The 17725-nt window shown below is 50.7% G+C and carries 14 protein-coding genes; 5 read left to right on the forward strand and 9 right to left on the reverse strand.

Annotated elements, in window-relative coordinates; translation table 11 throughout:
• Positions 1–21 precede the first annotated feature (21 nt).
• From proC to AC3WRW_RS01215, 5 genes are all read right to left on the reverse strand, one after another.
• Complete coding sequence (proC, locus tag AC3WRW_RS01195) at positions 22–891, reverse strand: pyrroline-5-carboxylate reductase (protein WP_492544185.1); 870 nt, start codon at positions 889–891, stop codon at positions 22–24.
• 30 nt (positions 892–921) lie between these two features.
• Positions 922–2169 (reverse strand): glutamate-5-semialdehyde dehydrogenase, encoded by a 1248-nt coding sequence (locus tag AC3WRW_RS01200; protein ID WP_492544187.1) that lies wholly within the window; start codon positions 2167–2169, stop codon positions 922–924.
• Positions 2162–3895, reverse strand: a complete 1734-nt coding sequence (locus AC3WRW_RS01205) for a proline--tRNA ligase (RefSeq protein WP_492544189.1) — start codon at positions 3893–3895, stop codon at positions 2162–2164. The genes AC3WRW_RS01200 and AC3WRW_RS01205 overlap by 8 nt, the downstream gene beginning before the upstream one ends.
• 31 nt (positions 3896–3926) lie before the next feature.
• Positions 3927–5027 (reverse strand): glutamate 5-kinase, encoded by a 1101-nt coding sequence (proB, locus tag AC3WRW_RS01210; protein WP_492544191.1) that lies wholly within the window; start codon positions 5025–5027, stop codon positions 3927–3929.
• Between the two features lie 387 nt (positions 5028–5414).
• Positions 5415–6617 (reverse strand): pyridoxal phosphate-dependent aminotransferase, encoded by a 1203-nt coding sequence (locus AC3WRW_RS01215; protein ID WP_492544193.1) that lies wholly within the window; start codon positions 6615–6617, stop codon positions 5415–5417.
• Positions 6618–6798: 181 nt separating this feature from the next.
• Between AC3WRW_RS01215 and AC3WRW_RS01220 the strand changes: the two genes are divergently transcribed.
• Together AC3WRW_RS01220 and AC3WRW_RS01225 are read left to right on the forward strand one after the other, a co-directional pair.
• Entirely contained in the window at positions 6799–7599 is an 801-nt protein-coding gene (locus AC3WRW_RS01220) for a carbon-nitrogen family hydrolase (RefSeq protein ID WP_492544194.1), read from the forward strand.
• Between the two features lie 366 nt (positions 7600–7965).
• Positions 7966–9348: a glycine--tRNA ligase gene (locus tag AC3WRW_RS01225; protein ID WP_492544196.1), complete on the forward strand. Its 1383-nt coding sequence runs from the start codon at positions 7966–7968 to the stop codon at positions 9346–9348.
• A 55-nt stretch (positions 9349–9403) separates the two neighbouring features.
• Here the strand turns inward: AC3WRW_RS01225 and AC3WRW_RS01230 are convergent, their stop codons facing one another.
• The 4 genes from AC3WRW_RS01230 to AC3WRW_RS01245 form a co-directional block, all read right to left on the reverse strand.
• Positions 9404–9895: a cysteine dioxygenase gene (locus tag AC3WRW_RS01230; protein ID WP_492544197.1), complete on the reverse strand. Its 492-nt coding sequence runs from the start codon at positions 9893–9895 to the stop codon at positions 9404–9406.
• Between the two features lie 577 nt (positions 9896–10472).
• Positions 10473–11348 (reverse strand): SDR family NAD(P)-dependent oxidoreductase, encoded by an 876-nt coding sequence (locus tag AC3WRW_RS01235; protein ID WP_492544199.1) that lies wholly within the window; start codon positions 11346–11348, stop codon positions 10473–10475.
• Between the two features lie 113 nt (positions 11349–11461).
• Complete coding sequence (locus tag AC3WRW_RS01240) at positions 11462–12421, reverse strand: helix-turn-helix transcriptional regulator (protein ID WP_492544201.1); 960 nt, start codon at positions 12419–12421, stop codon at positions 11462–11464.
• Positions 12422–12447: 26 nt separating this feature from the next.
• Complete coding sequence (locus AC3WRW_RS01245; protein ID WP_492544203.1) at positions 12448–13341, reverse strand: LysR family transcriptional regulator; 894 nt, start codon at positions 13339–13341, stop codon at positions 12448–12450.
• 518 nt (positions 13342–13859) lie between these two features.
• Between AC3WRW_RS01245 and leuC the strand changes: the two genes are divergently transcribed.
• The 3 genes from leuC (at position 13860) to AC3WRW_RS01260 (ending at position 17686) form a co-directional block, all read left to right on the forward strand.
• Entirely contained in the window at positions 13860–15281 is a 1422-nt protein-coding gene (gene leuC, locus AC3WRW_RS01250; RefSeq protein WP_492544205.1) for a 3-isopropylmalate dehydratase large subunit, read from the forward strand.
• 27 nt (positions 15282–15308) lie between these two features.
• On the forward strand, positions 15309–15914 hold the full coding sequence (gene leuD / locus AC3WRW_RS01255) for a 3-isopropylmalate dehydratase small subunit (protein WP_492544207.1): 606 nt from the start codon (positions 15309–15311) through the stop codon (positions 15912–15914).
• Between the two features lie 269 nt (positions 15915–16183).
• A complete protein-coding gene (locus AC3WRW_RS01260; protein ID WP_492544209.1) occupies positions 16184–17686 on the forward strand; it encodes an N-acetylmuramoyl-L-alanine amidase family protein in 1503 nt (500 codons plus the stop codon).
• Positions 17687–17725 lie beyond the last annotated feature (39 nt).

Here is a 17725-nt window from a genome sequence, read left to right on the forward strand (position 1 = left end):
CTAGAATAAAACCTCGTTCATTTAGGACAATTTGCTTACGGGGCTTGGCACCGCGATTTGTTCGCCCATCTCTTTGGCTCGTTCCGCGGAGCGGAAGACGGCCTTGGCCACTGCTTCCGTAAACTGGTAGCGATCCAGCGCTTCAATGGAAGCTTGCGTAGCCCCGTTCGGCGAGGTGACCTTGCGGCGAAGCTCGGCCGGATCTTCCTGTGTATGCTGAACCATGTGGGCGGCTCCGAGCACGGTTTGCAGCGTGAGCTGCCGCGCGTCTTCCTCGGTTAGACCGCCTTCGATGCCCGCTTTGATCATAGCTTCCATGAAATAGTATACATAAGCGGGACCGCTGCCGGATACCCCGGTAAGAATTTCAAGTTTTTCTTCCTCTACGATGGAAACGATACCCACAGCTTCGAACATTTGGGTTGCAAGCTGCTTGAATGTATCATTGACCTTTGTGGAGAAGCTCATTCCTGTTGCGCCCAATCCGATTGTTGAGGATGTGTTCGGCATCGTCCGAACGATCGGCATATTCGAATCGAGCAGCGTTTCTATTTTGGCGATAGAAAGGCCGGCGATGACAGAAACGAGCAGCTGCCCCTCGTTCAAAAGCGGCTGAAGATCCGCAAAAGCCGACACAACGTCTTTGGGCTTCATGCAGAGCACGACAACATCGGCTTCGCGCAGAAGGGATTCTTTCACAGCCGGATCGGAAGTGGCCTGCAGGCCGTATTCGGAGCGCAAAAATGCGAGACGGTCTTGATCCGAACGGTTCATGACGTACACATTTTGCGGATTGGCTACCTCGGTTTGGATCAAGCCCCGGATGATGGCTTCCGACATGGAGCCTGCGCCGACGAAAGCGATTTTGGCTTGGGATAAAGTAATGGACATCGTACATTCCTCCTCAAATGATTATTGAACTTATTGACGTATTTGTCCGCTGCCGTAGATGCGGAATTTGGTTGAAGTTAATGCCGGCAGACCCATCGGCCCGCGAGCATGGAGTTTTTGAGTAGAGATGCCGATTTCCGCACCGAATCCGAATTCAAAGCCATCCGTGAAGCGCGTAGAGGCGTTATGGTAAACCGCTGCCGCATCGACCTCCTGCAGAAATCTCTCGGCGTTCGAAGCATCTTCCGTCACAATACATTCCGAGTGCATTGTGCCGAATTCACGGATATGATCCAGCGCTTCATCCAGATCCTTAACCACTTTGACGGAAAGAATGTAATCCCCGTATTCCGTTCCCCAATCCGCTGCTTCAGCCTTCAGCATGCCAGGGACGATGGCTCTGGCGCGCTCGTCTCCTCTAAGCTCTACATTGGCGCCTGTGAAGACTTCCGCAATGAGGCTCAAATGCTTAGCCGCCGCCGCTTCATGCACGAGCAATGTTTCCATCGCGTTGCAGACGGAAGGACGTTGAGCCTTGGCATTAAGCCCAATCGAGATCGCCATGTCGAGCTGTGCGCTTTCGTCAATAAAAGTATGACATACACCTGCGCCTGTTTCAATGACAGGGACGGATGCGTTATTGACAACATTTTGAATAAGTGAATGTCCGCCTCTTGGGATGAGAACGTCGATTAAGCCATTTAGCTTCAGCATTTCATCGACTGAACTGCGATCCGAACTAAGGATCAGCTGCAGAGCGTCAGCAGGAATGGCGGAACGGCTTAGCGCGTTATGCAAAACCTCGACGATTTTCTCATTGGAAAATAAAGCGGCAGAACCGCCACGCAGCACAACGGCGTTGCCTGTTTTGAGACATAAGCCTGCTGCATCCACGGTGACATTCGGTCTTGCTTCATAAATAATGCCGATCACGCCCAGCGGAACGCGAATTTTACGGATGCGCAAGCCGTTCGGGCGCTCAAAATCTTCTAGCGTATCCCCGATAGGATCCGGCAGCTCGGCGATTTGACGCAAACCCTCGGCGATCGCTGCGATACGTGCTTCATTCAGGGCCAGACGGTCAAGCAGGGAGGCACTGGTGCCTAATTGTTTGCCACGCTCCAAATCTTTTGCATTCGCCTCAATAATAGCCTGCTGTTCGGTGACAAGGGCATCGGCCATAAGCAGCAGCGCTGCGTTTTTTTGCTCCGTTGTGAGATTGCCCATCGTATGGGCGGCTTGTTTCGCCAGTTTGGACTTTTGAACGACTTCACTCATGGGAAGATCGACCTCCTGTTTGGAAAAAAGTTTGGCAATGCGTAAGTATGTGACGAGCCTCTATTTCATCTTGATGACCGCTGCGGCGTTCCTTGCATTCCACAATGCTCTCTGCGGCTTTTTTTCCTACGGTAATTCGCAAGGGGAAGCCGAGCAGGTCGCTGTCGTTGAATTTTACGCCTGGACGCTCCTCGCGATCATCCCATAGGACGGCAAAGCCGGCCGCAGTCAATGACGTATAAATGTCTTGGGATAATTTCATTTGCGTCTCATCCTGCACTTGAACTGTCAGCAGGTGGATGGCATAAGGCGCAATGGACGCTGGCCAAACGATGCCCCGCTCGTCATAATTCTGCTCGACAATAGCCGCCAGCACACGGGAAACGCCAATTCCGTAACAGCCCATAATGAGGGGCTCGGATACGCCGTTCTCATCGCTGAACACAGCGCCCAGCGAACGGCTGTACTTGGTTCCGAGCTTGAAGACATGCCCGACCTCGATGCCTTTGGCGAAGGCGAGTTCATGCCCGCAGGACGTGCAGCAGTCGCCTGCGGCAGCATTGCGCAGGTCATGGTAAGTCAAGTCTGCGAGATCACGCTCGGCGACGACCTGTGTGAGATGGTAATCCGCTTCATTGGCGCCAACGACGGCATCCTCCATACCTCTCACCGAAAAGTCTGCGATGATCTTGACGTTCTGAAGTCCGATTGGCCCGATAAATCCGGGAATGGAGCCCATTTCGTGAATTTCCGATTCGGACAGCATTGTGAGCTCTGAAACGCCTAAGACATTTTTTACTTTAATCTCGTTGACTTCACAGTCGCCGCGTAGGAGGACGATGACAGGCGCGCCGCTGGCGGAGAGAGCGACAGATTTCATGATCCGCTCAGGCGGAATGCAAAGAAATTCGCTTAGTTGTTTAATGCTTGCCGCCTGCGGTGTGTGTACTTTCTGCGGCCCAGCCTCAAGGTTCGGCTGCTTGTTTGCCGCTGCCGAAGAGGGCGGCAGCGTACCGACGGCTTTCTCCAAATTGGCCGCATACCGGCAGGAAGGACAATGAACAATCGTGTCCTCGCCGATGTCCGCAAGCGCCATAAATTCGTGCGTATCCGTACCGCCCATCGCCCCGGAATCGGCTTCAACAGCCCGGAAGTTTAAGCCGCAGCGTGTGAAAATGCGATCATAAGCGTCGTACATGCGTTGATAGCTTTCATCAAGCCCGCTTGCCGTTTTGTCAAAGGAATACGCATCCTTCATGAGGAATTCGCGCCCGCGCAGCAGGCCGAATCTAGGTCTTCGCTCATCCCGGTATTTCGTTTGAATTTGATACAGCGTGACAGGCAGCTTTTTGTAGGACTGAATTTCGTCTTTCACGATCGTTGTGATCACTTCTTCATGGGTGGCGCCGAGCGCAAACTCACGGCCATGCCGGTCTTCCAGACGCATTAGCTCGGGACCGTAAACGTCCCAACGCCCGGAAGATTTCCATAATTCGGAAGGGTGTAGCGCCGGCATCAGCATTTCTTGAGCGCCGGCCGCGTCCAGCTCTTCACGGACGATGATTTGAATATGTTGAAGGGCTTTAAGCCCTAACGGTAAATAGGAGTAGATCCCGCTGGAGAGCTGCCGTATTAAGCCGGCGCGGAGCATGAGCCGGTGGCTTGCGGCTTCGGCATCACCCGGGACGTCCCGCAAAGTTGGAATCAGCATTCTTTGTTGTCTCATGGTTTGGTGAGCCTCGCTTTCTCATTGTCATTTAGGCCAGCGGAACCCATTCATCGCGGTGGATGACTTCGATTCTGGCTACTTCCACGCGCTTTTGTACTTCCTCGGTTGATAATCCTGCGGCGGCTTGGATTTGCCATGCCGCATAATTCACGACGCCGCGTCCGAGCAGTGTTCCCTCTTTGCTCAGCACTTCGACCACGTCGCCGGGGTGGAAGTCGCCGGTAGCTCCGATGACGCCTGCGGGGAGCAGGCTTTTGCCGCCGCTGACCAGGGCGAGTCTAGCACCCGGGTCAACGTGGATTTGCCCTTGGGGCAGCGAGTGGAAGCCGACCCATTGCTTCTTCACCGGCAGGTTGTTCAGCGCCGTGTCGAAGTACGTGCCCTTGCCGCTGCCGTTAACGGTCAGCGATAAATCGCCGGGCTCCACCACGCGCCCGATGAAAACCGGCACGCCCCCGCGCATCGCGATGCGGGCGGCCTCGACTTTCGAGCGCATGCCGCCGGTGCCGACCGCGCTCCCCGCACCGCCGGCGAAGCTGAACAGCTCGTCGCTGATGGCGGCTACGCGATCGATACGCTGGGCGTTCGCGTTTTTGCGGGGATCGTCCGTGTACAGGCCGTCCATGTCCGTAATGATGATCAATTTGCTGGCTTTCGCCAAATTACCGACCAAGGCTGACAACGTATCGTTGTCGCCGAATTTCAGTTCATCGACCGCGACGGTGTCATTCTCGTTAATAACCGGAATGACGCCGCGCTGCAGCAGCTCGTCAATCGTCATCAGCGCGTTCTGCACGCGCTTGCGGTTCGAGAAGTCGTACCGGGTCAGCAAAATTTGCGCCACGCTTACGCCGTGGGCCGCAAAGGCTTCGTGGTACGCCTGCATCAGCAGCGCTTGCCCGACAGCGGCCGCGGCTTGCTTCTCGTGCAGCACCTTGGGCCGCGTGCGGTACCCGAGGGAAGTGAAGCCGGCGGCTACCGCGCCTGAGGTTACGAGCAGGATTTGGTTGCCGTCCTGCTGCAATTGCGCTAGTTCCGATGCGAAAAAGCGGATTTTATCGGGATTTAAACCACCCGTATCTGAAGTTAAAGAGGAGCTGCCGATTTTCACGACGATGCGCTGAGTCATTACAATCCCATCCTTTGCTTGATTAAATATGTATAATTACAAAAAAAGACTCCCGTCCTCATAACATAAGGACGAAAGTCTGTAGCTTCCGCGGTACCACCTTAGATTGGCGCAAACCGATAGCGGCTACACCCAACTCTGGATTCCCTGATAACAGCAGGGGCTGTTCAACTCATCGTTGACGGTTCAGGGGCGGGTTCGGAATCGGTTCACGGCAAGCTCTCTCAGTCGGTGGAGCTTACTCTCTGTTTACGTGCTGCACGTTCCTACTATTCCCATCATAACATTGTCATATAGAAGTTTTGGAAGACTTCCTTTTTTGGTTCTATATAGAATAGCACGGGGTCCAAGCGTTTGTAAAGCAGCAGAAGCCGCTAACTTTTGGAATTAGACGAATAAATTTAGCTTTCCGATACGCTGCACGGCTTCAGCTAACCTTTCTTCCGAAGATAAAAGGCCGAGACGCACATAACCTTCGCCATGCGTGCCAAAGCCGATCCCGGGGGCAACTACGACCTTTGCTTCTTGGAGCAGCAGATCGGCAAGACTTTGGGACGTGTGTCCCTTCGGAACAGGCAGCCAGGAGAAGAAAGAGCCCTGCGAAGGCCGGGCATTCCAGCCAATGCCCGCTAATGCCGTATACAGGGCATTGCGGCGGCTCTCATACACATCGCGCAGCTCGGTTACGCAGTCTTGCGAAGCGGTCAGTGCGGTTGCAGCCGCAGCTTGGATGCCTCCGAACAAGGAGCAGTAGTAGTGATCCTGCATCAAATTAATGAGGCGGATGACTTCCCGGTTGCCGAGCGCAAAGCCTACGCGCCAGCCGGCCATGTTATACGTTTTGGAAAGCGTATAGAACTCGATGCCGACTTCTTTGGCGCCTGGCGTTTGCAAGAAGCTGATCGGCTTCTGTCCGTCGAAACCGATTGCGCCATATGCGAAGTCGCTGGCCACAACTACGCCGTTCTTCTGCGCGAACTGAACCGTTTCTTCATAGAAGGAAGCGGGCGCCGTTGCGCCGGTCGGATTGTTCGGGTAGTTGATGAACATGAGCTTTGCACGATCCAGATCGGATTGCTTCAGAGCGGAGTAGTCCGGAAGAAAGCTGTTTTCTTCGCGCAAAGGCATAAAGGCCATTTGGGCACCGGCTAGCGCTACGCCCGACCAGTAATCGGGATAGCCCGGATCAGGCACAAGGCAAACATCGCCGGGGTTCAGCAAGCATTGTGCGATCTCGATGAGTCCTGTTTTGCCGCCGAAAAGAATCGCGACTTCCGTCTCCGGATCAAGATCGACTTGGTGATCTTCTTTGTAGCGCTGCGCAATCGCTTGTTTCAGAAACGGAAATCCGCTGAAGGGAGGGTATTTGTGATATAAAGGGTTGGCGGCCGCTTCTTGCATGGAAGCAACGATATGAGGAGGTGTAGGGCGATCCGGGTTGCCCTGCCCCAGATTGATGACGTCATGTCCCTGGGCGATCTGCTCATTCGCCTTGCCTACGAGCGTCGCGAAAAATTGCGTTGGCAAACCTTTCATTCGTTCGGCAGGCTGTATGGGAAATGCGCTTGTTTTTGTAGATAGAATTGTCACGTTTTAATTCACACTCCGGAGATCGGGATTTTAATTAATAACCTAAATGTATCATGATTATTCTTTTTTTCATAGTGATGAAAAAAAACGTTCTGAGCAGCACTTGGGTTCGAACCGAATTTCGATTATGATAGAAAACATAAGTATTGGCTTTGTGCCCATCGGAAGGAGTATTCACCGCATGTCAGAATCAAAACAGCTTCACCTGGCCCTTATTCAAATGGATATTACGATCGGCGAGCCGGACACGAACTTTGCCCGATTGGAAAAGCTTCTGCAAGAAGCCGTTCAAAACGACCCGAAACCGGACGTGATCGTTTTCCCCGAAATGTGGAACACCGGCTACGCCTTGACCGAGATTCAAGAGCTTGCCGACCCGAATGGGGCAAGAACGAGATCGTTCTTAAGTGAATTTGCCAAAGCGAACAGCGTTAATATTATTGGCGGCTCGATTGCCGATAAAAAAGAAGACCGTGTGCTAAACACCATCTATGCATTCGATCGCGAAGGGGCTGAAATTGCGGAGTATTCCAAAATTCACTTGTTCCGTCTGATGGATGAGGAAAAATTTCTGCACAGCGGCGACAGGCTTGGCCGATTCGAGCTTGAAGGCGTTCCTGCCGGCGCCATGATTTGCTATGACATTCGATTCCCGGAGCTGGCGCGCAAATTAGCGCTGGATGGCGCGAGAATTTTATTCGTTCCAGCAGAGTGGCCTCACCCGCGCTTGCATCACTGGCGCACGCTGCTCATGGCTCGAGCGATCGAAAATCAAATGTACGTCGTCTCTTGCAACCGTGTCGGAACGAGCGGAACGACGGAATTTTTTGGCCACTCCATGGTCATTGACCCTTGGGGCGAGGTGCTTGCGGAAGGCGACGAAAGCGAAGCGATTTTGCGGGCGACGATCGATTTAGAGGAAGTTGTTCGGGTAAGAGCCAAAATTCCGGTCTTTGAGGACCGCCGGCCGCATTTGTATTAATTTTATTAAATATGTGTTTGGGGATTTGATTTTTTGTCGGTTTTTTTGTAAACTAAAGCCAATTGAATGATCAATTGTGGCTGTGAAGGATGAATAGTACTTGAACAACTTCTTGTTCAGCGAGCTGGGGACGGTGAAAGCCCAGACAGAAGCTCAAGGAAAAGGCTATCCGGAGCCAATACGATAAAGGGGATACATCGCTTTAACAGGTGTATCAACTAGGGTGGAACCGCGGGTGCGTAAGGCTCTCGTCCCTAGGCATGATTGGATGCCTTTGGATGTGGAGCCTTTTTTTTGTGCGCTCATATCCAAACGGACGTCTTAGGGCTTAGTCCCATTACGATAAGCTGAAGGAGCGAATGAACGATGAGTGTTACGATGGATCAAGTTGTCGCATTAGCAAAGCACAGAGGTTTTGTATTCCCGGGTTCTGAAATTTATGGCGGTTTGGCCAACACATGGGACTACGGTCCGTTAGGTGTTGAGTTGAAAAATAATATCAAACGCGCTTGGTGGAAAAAATTCGTTCAAGAATCCCCATACAACGTAGGTCTTGACGCAGCGATTTTGATGAATCCGCAAGCTTGGGTCGCATCCGGCCACGTGGGCAATTTCAACGATCCAATGATCGATTGCAAAAGCTGTAAAGCCCGTCACCGCGCAGATAAATTAATTGAGAATAAGCTGGCTGAGAAAGATATCGAAATCGTCGTTGACGGCATGACTTTCGATGACATGATGAAGCTGATCGTTGAGCATAACATCGTTTGCCCGGATTGCGGCAGCAAGGACTTCACGGATATCCGCCAGTTCAACCTGATGTTCAAAACGTTCCAAGGTGTAACAGAAGCCAGCTCTAACGTCGTGTATTTGCGTCCGGAAACGGCTCAAGGTATTTTCGTTAACTTCAAGAACGTACAGCGCACTATGCGCAAAAAACTGCCATTCGGTATCGGTCAAGTCGGTAAAAGCTTCCGTAACGAAATCACGCCGGGCAACTTTACGTTCCGTACGCGTGAGTTTGAACAAATGGAGCTTGAGTTCTTCTGCAAGCCGGGCGAGGATATGAAATGGTTCGAATACTGGAGAAGCTTCTGCCACAACTGGCTGCTGTCTCTCGGTGCGAAAGAGGAAAACCTCCGTTTGCGCGATCACAATGAGGATGAATTGTCCCACTACAGCAACGCAACGACCGATATCGAATACAAATTCCCATTCGGTTGGGGCGAGCTTTGGGGTATTGCGGATCGTACGGATTTCGACTTGAAACAGCATATGGAGCATTCCGGCGAAGACTTCAACTATATCGATCAAGAAACGAACGAGCGTTACGTTCCTTACTGTATTGAGCCATCCCTAGGCGCAGACCGTGTAACTTTAGCGCTTCTGATCGATGCATTCGAAGAGCAAAAGCTGGAAGGCGACGACAGCCGTACGGTGCTTCACTTCCATCCGGCGCTGGCTCCGATCAAAGCGGCTATTTTCCCGCTTTCCAAGAAATTGAATGAAGGCGCGCAAGCGGTATTCGCCGATCTTGCCAAGCATTTCATGGTCGATTACGACGATACAGGTTCAATCGGCAAAAGATATCGCCGTCACGACGAAATCGGTACGCCATTCTGTATCACTTACGACTTCGAGTCCGAGACAGACGGCCAAGTAACGGTGCGTGACCGTGACACGATGGAACAAACCCGTATGCCGATTTCTGAATTAAAGGCATTCATCGAAAATTCGCTTCAATTTTAAACTGAAAACCCTCTGCGAGAGGCCTGACAAGGCGCTTTTGCAGAGGGTTTATTTTTTAGATCACATAATCGAGGACTTCGCTGTATGGCAGATAGCGGTTAACGTCGCGAAGCGGCGGGCTATAGACGTGAATGGAAACGGCAGGCTCAGGGAACGGGTTGCTAAGCTGATGTATCTGATTCTGAGGAGCTGTAAAGAGGTCGCCTGCTTTGATGAAATCATCGTTTTCAACTTCAGGATAACCATCCTGATTGAGGATGAATTTGGAATTGACGATGTTGCCTTGAACCAAACAAGCAGCCCCGATGGATGTTCCATGATTATGAATCGCGGTTGCAGCGGAAGGGGGGATATGAATGATAATGACTTCGAGATGCGGCGTGCTATAAATGACATTGCGGCCGTAAGGGAGCTGTCTTGGCTCGGTTTTATACGCAGGCACCTCATAATGCAAGCCGTCTAGCGACAGCAGCGCTTCGCTTAATTGTTCCAATGAGGGTTGCTGCAATTTACAGAATGTCTGTTCAATTGCTCTTTCTAACAACATGGTTTCCGCCTCCTGGGCATTGGTTCTCTTTATCAATATTTGTTAGAGAATCGATAAGTTTTTATTATATTGTATGCGGGCGGTATTCAAATGGTTAGGGGAATTGGCAATAATTTGGGAATGATCGAGAGTATGGGGAGGGGTATGGGGCTCCGGCCGTTTTTTGAAAGGAGGCGGTTAACCCATGGGTGGATGGTTTCATGTGCTTTCTGCTCGTGGAAATATGAGATGGAAGATGTCTCATCACGCTTCGGACACAGCGGCCGTTATTTTCACTAAAAGCGTTGTGTCACAATGCCAACGGACAACAGAGTCTTTATTTGCCGATTTCGGGCGGGGATCGGTCCCCAAGTCAGCAAATAACAGCGCTGGTGTCCGCTGTATGTTCGAAGAGGTTCTTTTTCATCGAATAAGAGCCTTTCTGTCCGTCAGCGAGGAGGATGGATACGCTACCGCTAGTTGCAACTGCTCGACGGGCAATAATGTCAAAAAAAGACGGCCGGATTTCGCAGTTCTTCACAACTGCCGCATCCAACCGCCAAATTATTTTCAAAAAATGGTTAATGAAGGTGTACGTTCATACGCGAAAAGGGGGCAATCGCCTGCCATCCGTATCCGTAAAGTCATATTGTTCGGCCAAGGAGCCGACTTCGAGGATCTTGCCCGCGTGAAGATGGACCTCAGGATCGGAGGCCAGCGCGACTACGGCGCGCCCGATATACTCGACGGACTCCGTCGGATGTAAATCTTCAATTTTCATGAAATCAGGATCGTCAGGTTCGAGTCTGTAATGTTTGAGCACAGCTTCTGTACGCATCCAACCGGGGGCCAGCGTAAGGGCTGTCACATCAAGGTGCTGCGCTTTGAGATTTTGGGACATAGCCCGAGTCATGTTGACAACCGCTCGTTTCACTGTGTCATAGAACACATTTAGAGGATAATTTCCGCCGATGTCGGAGTAAACACCTGTATTAATGATAAGTCCGCGATTCTGCTCCAAAAAGAAAGTCGACATGGCGTAGCGGCTGGAGACCATTTGGGCGCGTAAGCCGGCATCGAACATGCCGTCCCAACGTTTCATCGGCTGCTCCCAAAACGGCGCCAAAAAATCACCGTCCTCATAATTTTCGTAACCGCCCCATGCGTTGTTGACCAGAAGATCAAGCGTGCCTTGCTCTTGTTTGATTCGCTCATACAGCGCTTGGACATCCGCATCAACGGTATGATCGCAGCGAACGGCAATGCCTACCCCGCCGCGCGCCGTTACTTCATCCGCCGTATCCTCAATCGTTCCTTTCAGATCCGTTCTCGTGCTCTGCGCTCTCGTGCTGCGGCCGGTTACATAGACCGTTGCGCCCGCCTCTCCAAGTGCCAGCGCGATGCCTCTGCCTGCGCCTCGACTGGAGCCTGTCACGAGCGCTACTTTTCCTTGCAGCTTTTGTTCATTCTTCATCGGTAAATGCTGCCTCCTTTGCGTCCTATCGCCAAGATGTCTTGCACATATAGATTATCTCGATACTATGACAATTGTTGTCGTAGATTGTGAGCGGATGAAGAATCGAGCATTTAACCGTATGAAAGCTGCATGGCTTGAATTTGCTCGCGAATCCAAATCACCATGTCCACCGGTTCGACGACCAAGGCATCCGCCCCCATGCTTAGAAAGAATTTCGAGAAATAGAGCAGATTGCTTTGATGCATATCCGTCAACAGTTCCCCGCTGCCATCCCCATGAAGGGTTATCGTTCCCTCCATATCGCCGCTTCGTTCGTAGGCTCTGATTCCAGCAGGGGTAAATTTGACGCGAAGCTTGATGAACTCGGTGGAATGCGCTGTCTCGCTAAGACCTGCGGTTAGCCAATCAAGGATGGTATAGTGACTGAGATCTTTGACAGGATGATCCGGCTCAGCACGTTCCAAGCTTATTATGCGATCCGCGCGAAAAAGCAGAATTCGTTCTTTTTGAAAACAATAGGAGGGGAAATACCAGAATCCGTTCGATGAGTAGATGCCAATAGGCTGAACTGTCCGATCTGTGGCGCCGTCCTTGGACGCATACGTCATTCGCAGGGGAAGGCTATCGAGTGAAGCCTCCAATACTTGCTCCAAATATGGGGAACTTTGCGTTCGAGTAGGCGTCCAGAAGGAAACGCGGTCCTTGAGGGCATCAATTCTTGCTTTGGCATCACCTGGGAGGTAGTGATAAAACTTATGAAGCGCTGAAACCGATTCGGCGGCAAAAGGCAGCGCTCCATAAAATTGGAGCGATTGAAAGGCGAAAAACATCGCCACCGCCTCTTGCTCCGTGAATAAAATAGGCGGGAGCATCCGCTTTTTTAACAAGCGGTAGCCCCCGTGCGGCCCGAATTCCGTATATAGCGGCATTCCGAGCTCGGTCAACTCCTGCAAATCGCGATGCATGGTCCGCTCCGAGACGCCGAATTCCTCGGCCAGCTCTTTCGTCGTAAACCTCATACGTTCATTGACAGTCATCATCAGCTGGATTAATCGCTGGGTTTTATTCATGGCGGATTATCCTCCTCTGCGCTTTGCTACCCGATTGTCCGCATGACTTCTTTCATCGTGCTGACGAAAGCTTCAGCCGCTTTGGAAAGATATCTGCCTTTGCGGTAGGCGATAACAAGTGTACGGGCCGGTTTGCCCTCTAAGGCAAGGTGAACGGGCGATAATTCGTTGAAGCTCCGTTTGGAGATTAAATACGGCACAAAGGCGATTCCCATGCCGGCCGCGACAAGGGATTGCACGGTTTCTATATTGCTGGATTCGAAAACGATATTAGGGACAATTCCGGCTTGTTGGCACAGCTCCAAAGTCAGCTTTCGAAACCCTTGCCCCTTCTTCAAGGCAATGAACGCTTCTTTTTCCAATTGGGAGATGCGGACCGGACCGTTATTTTGAGCCAGCGGGTGACGCGGGGGCACGGCGAGAACAATTTCCTCTTCCAGCAAAGTTTCATAAACGAGGGACTCTTCCCTTAGCGGCAAAGACAACAGCGAGATATCCGTCTGTCCATTCATGGTTAACGTTTCAAGATTGGCAGACGTTTCCTCGACGAGCGAAATCTCAATATCCGGATAAGCGGCTTGGAAAACGGGGACGACGAAAGGGAGGATGGTCGATCCTGTAATTGGCATGCTGCCGACGACCAGGCGTCCTTTTTTCATTTGTGAAATGTCTTCCATTTCCTTTTTGAGCTGTTCCACCATGTCGAGTATCTTTTGGGATTTTTCTACGAATAAAGAGCCGGCATGCGTAAGCTCCACGGAGTTGGTGCTGCGCTGAAAAAGAAGCACGCCAATTTCCTTCTCAAGCTTGGACAGCTGTTGGCTTAGCGAAGGCTGGGCGATATGCAGCTTTTCTGCGGCACGGGAAAAGTTTCGTTCGACGGCGATTTGAATGGCGTATTGCAATTGACGTAATTCCAATGTATTTACATCTCCTAATGTGAATGATGAAGATCTTCTTTATTGCTTTTAGCTATAAAGCTTGCAGACGTGTTTCATTAATAACGCAGCATAATTGTATTTTACCATAAGCGCAGCTGTTTTGAGGGACAGAATGTGCATGAGTGTGGTGAGTCGGCAAGGACTGGAATATGTATGCGAAAAGGAGCGGGCGGCGCCTGAGAGGGCCAAAAAGGCCGTCTCCGAAGGCGAGACGGAGAGAACAAGCCGTGAGAGGTCCTAAAAGGCCGTCTCGGCTGTGATTTGCATGAGATTAGGCGGGTTCGGCGCCTGAGAAGGCCAAAAAGGCCGTCTCAGAAGGGGAAACGGAGAGATAGAGCAATGAAAATCGCGATACAATCCCCAGCGTCATCGTATAGGTTATTCCTATCAAGCTTATAGTTATTATATCTTGGAGCAATGACGATAACCGTGCTACACTACGTTATGAGGGTAAGACATTAACAAATTGAGCGGATAATGACAAGAGGTGACTGGATATGAGTAAAAAAACGATGTTCGAGAAAATCTGGGATAATCACGTAATTAACCAGGAAGAAGGCAAACCTAGCGTTATCTATATCGACTTGCAGCTGGTGCATGAAGTAACTTCGCCGCAAGCGTTTGAAGGACTTCGCCTATCGGGCCGTAAAGTTCGCAGACCTGATTTAACTTTTGCAACGATGGACCATAACGTTCCGACGAAGGACCGTTACAATATTACAGATCCAATTTCCAAACAGCAAATTGATACACTTTCCCAAAACTGCCGTGATTTCGGCGTTACTTTATTCGATCTTGACAGCATCGATCAAGGTGTTGTACACGTTATGGGGCCTGAGCTTGGCCTTACGCACCCGGGCAAAACGATCGTTTGCGGCGACAGCCACACGTCAACGCACGGTGCTTTCGGTGCGCTGGCATTCGGTATTGGTACAAGCGAAGTGGAGCACGTTCTTGCAACGCAAACGCTGCAGCAATCCAAAGCCAAAACGCTCGAAGTTCGCATTACCGGCAGCTTGAAGCCGGGTGTAACTGCGAAGGACTTGATCCTTGGCGTTATTGCGAAATATGGCACGGATTTTGCGACCGGCTATGTAATCGAGTATACAGGCGAAGCAATTCGCGGTCTTTCCATGGAAGAGCGTATGACCGTTTGTAACATGTCCATCGAAGGCGGAGCGAGAGCAGGATTGATTGCTCCGGACGAAACGACTTTCAACTACCTGCGTGGCCGCGAGTATGTGCCGCAAGGCGCTGATTTCGATGCTGCGGTAGCAGAGTGGTCGAAGTATGTAACAGACGAAGGTGCGACGTATGACTGGGTAGTTGAGTTTGACGCGGATACGTTGATCCCGCAAGTAACCTGGGGAACTAGTCCGGGCATGGGAACAAGCGTAACTGCTCTTGTACCGGACCCGCAAAGCTTCGAAACCGAGAATGAACGTAAAGCTGCTGAAAAAGCGCTTGAATATATGGATTTAACACCAGGAACACCAATGACGGATCTGAAAGTTGATTATGTTTTCATCGGTTCTTGTACGAACGGACGTATCGAAGATCTGCGTGCCGCTGCGAAAATCGCACAAGGCTACTCCGTTGATCCAAGCGTTACGGCAATCGTCGTACCAGGTTCCGGCCGCGTTAAAATTCAAGCTGAAAAAGAAGGGTTGGACAAAATCTTCACGGCTGCCGGCTTTGAATGGCGCGATGCGGGCTGCAGTATGTGTTTGGCTATGAACCCGGACGTTCTGCAACCAGGTCAACGCTGCGCATCCACTTCCAACCGTAACTTCGAAGGCCGTCAAGGCCGCGGTGGACGCACGCATCTCGTTTCCCCAGCGATGGCTGTCGCTGCAGCAATCAAAGGTCATTTCTACGATGTTCGTGATTGGGAAATCAAAGAATACCAACAAGCTTAATTTTGGCTGATTAAGGAGAATGAAAACATGGAAGCTTTCAAACAACATACAGGCCTAGTCGGCCCTGTCGATCGTGTCAATGTAGATACAGATGCAATTATTCCAAAACAATTTCTAAAAAGAATCGAGCGCTCCGGTTTCGGCCAATTCCTTTTCTTCGAATGGAGATGGGACGAAGCGGGGAACGTAATCGAGAGCTTTCCGCTGAACCAGGATCGCTTCCAAGGCGCATCCGTTCTGCTCTCCAGAGCGAACTTTGGCTGCGGATCTTCCCGTGAGCACGCGCCATGGGCGATTCAAGACTTCGGCTTCCGCGTTATCATCGCGCCTTCTTACGCGGATATCTTTTACAACAACTGCTTTAAAAACGGGATCCTGCCGATCAAGCTATCGGAAGAGCAAGTGGGTGACTTGTTCAACCGTACAGCGCAATATGAAGGCTACAAGTTGAATGTCGATCTTGAAAACAATAAACTGACTGACAATTACGGTCTGGAAATCTCCTTCAATATCGATGAGCACCGCCGTCAATTTTTGCTGCAAGGCTTGGATGATATCGGGTTGACGCTGCAGCACGAAGAAAAAATTACAGCATACGAGCAAGCGCACGCGAAGCGTTTGGCTTACAAATAAGTTCTGATCGAAGACGCATCTTAATGGGGATTCCATGGGATGCGTCTTTTTTTGTTGTTTATTTATGCAACTTTTGGCAGTTTGCCACGTCTAATAGATTACTAGATTGTCGAACGGACGGAGGTTTTGCTGTCGGGCCAAGTGACTATTTTACATATTATGAACAATTGCTGCCAGGTTTTGAGAGACGGATGTCTCGTTTTTGTGAATACGACTATAATTCCGACATTATATAGAGGTGAATGATGAAATTTCCTGCATTTTGTTTCATGTTGCTGATTTCTTTGCTGCTCCCTACAACTGTTTTCGGGGCGGAGGCTCCGAATACGATTAAGCTCTTTTTGAATGAAAAAAGACTGGTTTCTAGCGAGGTTCAGCCTCGCATTATTAGTGGAAATACGATTGTGCCGGTTCGCATCATCGTAGAAGAAATCGGCGCCAAGGTCACTTGGGACGAGGCTGCGCGCAAAGTTACGATTGTCAAAGGCGATGTGGACATTCAATTGGTGATCGACAACAAGACGGCGCTCATAAAAGGCAAGAAGGAAGTTATGGAGGTTGCGCCAATCATTGACAAAGGCAATACGATGCTGCCGCTCCGTTTCATTGGCGAGCAAATGGGTATTGAATTTACATGGGAGGCATCCACTTCGTCCGTTCATATGTTTAAAAAAGACAGCGACGATTCCAAACCCGTAACAGCACCGGTTGAAGACGGGGATGACAAAACGCCGGTTACACCGCCTACAACCCCGGCAAAACCTGGGAACGGCACGGGTACAGGAACTGGGAATGGCAACGGGACTGGAACTGGAACTGGCACTGGAACCGGTACTGGAACTGGTACGGGCAACGGAACAGGTACAGGTACTGAGACCGGAAGCAATATACCGGATCCCAACATTCATTTGTTGACCTCGATCGTGCTGACGGACAAAGACATTACGGTTAGCGCCAAAGATGGCACGCTCGTACCGACGACGATGAAATTAGCCAATCCGAATCGCATCGTATTTGATTTCCCGAATACAACACTTGATGAACCGCTGCAGAAGCTGCTCGTCAAAAATGCGGGAGAGATGGCGTCCAAGCATCAGCTTGTTGAGAAAGTGCGCTTTTCCAATTTCAAAGATAATCCGGCTACCGTAAGAATTATTTTGGATTTGAAAAGCTCCGCAGACTTTAAAGTTCAGCCTTCGAAAATGCCTAATCAGTGGAAAGCGACAATCGGAGAGCATCAGTTGACAGTCGTTATTGATGCGGGTCACGGCGACAACGATCCAGGCGCATTATCCATAACGGGCAAGCATGAGAAGGATTTTACACTCTCGACAGCGAAGAAAGTAGAGCAGCTTCTTCTACAGGACAAGCGTCTTAATGTCCTGATGACTCGTTCTGACGATACGTTCATTCCGCTGGATGACCGGGTTTCTTTTGCAAATAACATTCAAGCGGACCTCTTCTTATCGATTCACGGTAATAGCGCTAAGGCTTCGGTATCCGGTACGGAGACGTACTATAACAGACCGGAAAGCGCAGCTTTTGCGAATATCATTCACAAGAATGCGGTTGCGGCTACAGGATTCCCTGATCGCAAAGTACGCGAAGCTGATTTTAGAGTCATCACGAAAACGACCATGCCGGCTGTTCTGCTGGAAGTAGGTTACTTGTCTAATAAGAACGATGAAACTGCGATGTATAAGGATGCGTTCCAGGACAAGTTAGCCTCATCTCTCGTTGCTGCTATCAAAGAATACTTGAACCTCAAATAAGAGGCGAAGCTCTAATTTTAGGCTACGATGCTGGTTTTG

It is taken from the genome of Paenibacillus sp. FW126-R14 (assembly GCF_058789495.1).